Origin of the sequence: Mesorhizobium sp. M2A.F.Ca.ET.037.01.1.1 (assembly GCF_003998075.1) — a bacterium.
Lineage (GTDB): Bacteria > Pseudomonadota > Alphaproteobacteria > Rhizobiales > Rhizobiaceae > Mesorhizobium.
The window spans coordinates 1-3,701 of record NZ_RZSA01000690.1; the positions used below are offsets into that span (position 1 = coordinate 1).

At 64.9% G+C, this 3,701-nt stretch carries 4 protein-coding genes and 1 pseudogene; 1 reads left to right on the plus strand and 4 read right to left on the minus strand.

What is annotated here, in order from left to right; translation table 11 throughout:
* From EOA27_RS27045 to EOA27_RS27055, 3 genes are all read right to left on the minus strand, one after another.
* Nucleotides 1-359, minus strand: a 359-nt coding sequence (locus tag EOA27_RS27045; RefSeq protein ID WP_145970555.1) for an MlaD family protein, incomplete at its 3' end; no start/stop codon positions are given.
* Between the two features lie 14 nt (nt 360-373).
* Nucleotides 374-1,186 carry an ABC transporter ATP-binding protein gene (locus EOA27_RS27050; protein WP_126060642.1) on the minus strand — a complete coding sequence of 271 codons (813 nt, stop codon included), beginning with the start codon at nt 1,184-1,186 and terminating at the stop codon, nt 374-376.
* A gap of 1 nt (nt 1,187) precedes the next feature.
* Nucleotides 1,188-2,375, minus strand: coding sequence for an ABC transporter permease (locus EOA27_RS27055; protein ID WP_126082537.1), 1,188 nt, complete (start codon nt 2,373-2,375; stop codon nt 1,188-1,190).
* A gap of 77 nt (nt 2,376-2,452) precedes the next feature.
* Here EOA27_RS27055 and dgcA point away from each other — a divergent pair, with 77 nt between their 5' ends.
* Nucleotides 2,453-3,436 (plus strand): N-acetyl-D-Glu racemase DgcA, encoded by a 984-nt coding sequence (gene dgcA / locus EOA27_RS27060; RefSeq protein WP_126082536.1) that lies wholly within the window; start codon nt 2,453-2,455, stop codon nt 3,434-3,436.
* Here the strand turns inward: dgcA and EOA27_RS27065 are convergent.
* Nucleotides 3,407-3,701 (minus strand): annotated as a pseudogene (locus tag EOA27_RS27065) (MFS transporter); the annotation flags it as partial. The gene dgcA and the pseudogene EOA27_RS27065 sit on opposite strands and share 30 nt — an antisense overlap.

Consider the following 3,701-nt stretch of genomic DNA (forward strand, 5'->3'; position numbering starts at 1 on the left):
TCCTTGGGGTCGGCGCCCTTGAGCTCGATATTGGCCTGGCCGCTGAGGCCGGTCAGTCCGATGTCGGCCTGCGTCGACTTGGTGATAGGTGTCCAGCGGGCGATTTCGGCGTCGGCAATGGCGACGGTCGGATCGTCGCCATCGATATAGACGTTTTTCACATCGCCCACCCTGACGCCGTTGAACAGCACCAGGCTGCCGCGGCTGAGGCCGGAGGCCGAGCCTGGGATGCGCACGCGCAGCATCGCCGTTTCGCCCCTGTCGCCGATGGCGGCCGTCCAATAGACGAAGGCGAAGGCCGCCAGGATCGCGCCCAGCGTGAAGATGCCGACGATGACGTAGTTGGCTCTTGTTTCCATCGCCCCACTTATCGCTATGCGCGCGCCGCAAGATCAAGTTGCCGGGCGCGTTTTCCGCGGAAATAGGATTTCACCCACGGCTCATCGCTCTTCAGCATGTCGTCGATCGTGCCTTCCACCAGAACCCGCTTCTTGCCGAGCACCGCGACGTGGTCGCAAGCGGTGAACAGCGTGTCGAGGTCGTGCGTGACCATGTAGACGGTGAGATCCATTGTGTCGCGCAGCTTGACGACCAGTTCGTCGAACTCGGCTGCGCTGATCGGGTCGAGCCCGGAGGTCGGTTCGTCCAGAAAGACGATGTCGGGATCGAGCGCAAGCGCACGCGCGAGCGCCGCGCGCTTGATCATGCCGCCGGAAAGTTCGGACGGGAATTTCTGCGCGGCGTCGGTCGGCAGCCCGACCAGTTCGATCTTGAGCATGGCGAGCTCATCCATCAGCGCTTTGGGCAGGTCGAGATATTCGCGCATCGGCACCTGCACGTTCTCCAGCACCGTCAGCGCCGAAAACAGCGCCCCATGCTGGAAGAGGACGCCCAGCCGCATATCGATGCGCAGGCGATCGGCGTCGCTTGCCTTGTCGACATCGACGCCGAACAGGCTGATCGTCCCCGACTGCTTCGGCATCAGTCCCAGTATGGTGCGCAGCAGCACCGATTTGCCGGCGCCGGACGCGCCGACAAAGCCAAGGATTTCCCCGCGCTTGATGTCGAGCGAAAGCTTGTCGAGGATCAGCTTGTCGCCGATGGCGACGGTGACGTCGCGAACCGAAAGCACGATCTCGCCATCGTTCGTGTGCTCCGCTGCCGTGGCGCCGTTGCCGTTCGCCATCTCAGAAGCCGATCGCTGCGTAGAACATGGCGAAAAGCCCGTCGAGGATGATGACGATGAAGATCGACTTCACCACCGAAGCGGTGACGTGCAGGCCGAGCGATTCGGCGCTGCCGCCGACTTTCATGCCCTCGACAGACGCAATGATCCCGATGATCAGGGCCATGAACGGCGCCTTGATCAGGCCGGCGAAGATGGTGCTGAGATCGATGGCGACGCGCAGCCTGTCGATGAACGCGGCCGGCGGGATGTCGGAATAGAGCCAGGCGGCGACGATGCCGCCGGCAAGGGCGGCGAAATTGGCGATGATGGTGAGGCAAGGCAGCCCGATCACCAGCGCGACGAGCCGGGGAAACACCAGCACGCCGATCGGATTGAGGCCGATCACCTTGAGCGCGTCGACCTCCTCGCGCATCTTCATCGAGCCGATCTCGGCCGTGATGGCGCTGCCCGAACGTCCGGCGAGCATGATCGCCGTCATCAGCACGCCGAGCTCGCGCAGGATCAGCACGCCGACTAGGTCGACGACGAAGATATTGGCGCCGAAATAGCTGAGCTGATAGGCGCCCTGCTGGGCGACGATGGCGCCGACGATGGCCGACATCAGCACCACCACCGGGATTGCGCCGACGCCCATGCGATCGATCTGGTTGAAGATCGCGGCCGGATTGACTGCGTGACCGCGCCCGAGCTTCATCTGCGCGCCACGGATCGTGGCGCCGAGGATATTCATCGAGGCGAAGAAATCGTCGCGCATCTCGTAGACCCGCCGGCCAACCAGCTCCAGAGCGCGCAGGATGATGTTGGGCGGCCCGGACGGGCCCGATTCGGGCTCGCGGCGGACCGCGTCGCCGACGGCGCCGAGCAGGATCGAGGCGACCTCGCTTTGCCCCTGCAAATGGACCTCGACGCCTTTCTTCTCGAAGGCGCTGGCCAGCCGGTCGATCAGCCAGGCCCCGGCCGTGTCGATCTTTTCGATGTGGGAAAGATCGAGCATCAGCTGTTTCGCGCCGCTTCTCTGCTCGATCTTGCGCATGTCCGCATCGACCGCCGCCACGGTGCGCGTCGTCCACACGCCGGAAAACGCGCAGCCCAGCACCCCGCCCTCTTCGCCCACGGCGACGCGCGGTCGATGCTCGCCGTTCTCGGCGGCCTCGCCGCTTGCGTCGCGTTTGCGGATGGTCAACATGGCGTCCTGTTTAGCGTGACGGGACTGGCGTGTCGATTTGCCGGCAGACTGGTGTCGCACAGCCGGAGAAGAAAATTATGGCGCGTGTCATTTCGGTCGAAATGGAGCGATTCCCGATCGCCGGCACCTTCACCATCTCACGCGGATCCAAAACCGAGGCCGAAGTCATCACCGTAACGATCGCTGACGGGGGACGTTCCGGGCGCGGCGAGTGCGTGCCTTACAAGCGCTACGGCGAGACCATGCAGGGCGTATATGCCGCCATCGAGGTCATCCGCGACCAGATCGCTGGCGGCATCGACCGGACCGCACTGCTCGCTGCCATGCCCGCGGGCGCCGCGCGAAACGCCATAGATTGCGCGCTGTGGGATCTGGAAGCCAAGCTGACCGGCAAGCCCGTGGCGGCAGCGATCGGCGTCCTTCCGCCCAAGCCGCTGGAAACCGCCTACACGCTGTCGCTTGCCGAACCGGAAGCCATGGCCGCGCAGGCGCGCGCCAATGCCGCGCGGCCTTTGCTCAAGGTCAAGATCGGCGGCGACAACGACATGGCGCGGATTCGCGCGGTGACGGAGGCCGCCCCCGAAAGCCGCATCATCCTCGATGCCAATGAGGGCTGGACGGACCAAAATGTCGAGGCGAACCTGGCCTTCGCCGCTCAGCACGGCATCACGCTCATCGAGCAGCCGCTGCCGGCGGACAAGGACGACATCCTGCGCCGGATCGCGCATCCGGTGCCGATCTGCGCCGACGAAAGCGTGCATGCGGCAAAGGACCTCGACGCGCTGGTCGGTCTCTACGACGCCGTCAACATTAAGCTCGACAAATCCGGCGGCCTGACGGAGGCATTGAGATTGCGCGACCGAGCCCGCGATCTCGGCTTCGGCATCATGGTGGGCTGCATGGTCGGCACCTCGCTCGCCATGGCGCCGGCGGTGCTCCTGGCGCAGGATGCCGACTTCGTCGACCTCGATGGCCCGCTGCTTCTCGCACGCGATCGCGAGCCCGGCCTCGTCTACCAGGGATCGCTGGTTTCACCCCCCAACAGGGAGCTTTGGGGCTGAGCGCGCGGCGAGACCGATCAGCGCCATGCCGATGACCGCGATCGGGATCATCGCCCAGAAACCATCGACGCCCAAGCGGTCGTAAAGCGGGCCGGAAGCAAGCGTCACCGCCGCCATGAAGAAGCCGTTGAAGAAATAGGCAATGCCCTGCGCCGCGCCCGTGCGCTCCTCGGAAGCCGTCTCGCCGATCATCTTCTGCAGCCCGATCAACACCATCGCGACCGAGACCGAGTGCAGCGACTGGACCAGGAAGAAGCCGCCGACG

What these genes read in the sequence shown, in the direction of transcription:
- EOA27_RS27055 (WP_126082537.1), bottom strand. Translation starts at nt 2,375, where the DNA reads ATGTTGACCATCCGCAAACGCGACGCAAGCGGCGAGGCCGCCGAGAAC.
- dgcA (WP_126082536.1), top strand. Translation starts at nt 2,453, where the DNA reads ATGGCGCGTGTCATTTCGGTCGAAATGGAGCGATTCCCGATCGCCGGC.
- EOA27_RS27050 (WP_126060642.1), bottom strand. Translation starts at nt 1,186, where the DNA reads ATGGCGAACGGCAACGGCGCCACGGCAGCGGAGCACACGAACGATGGC.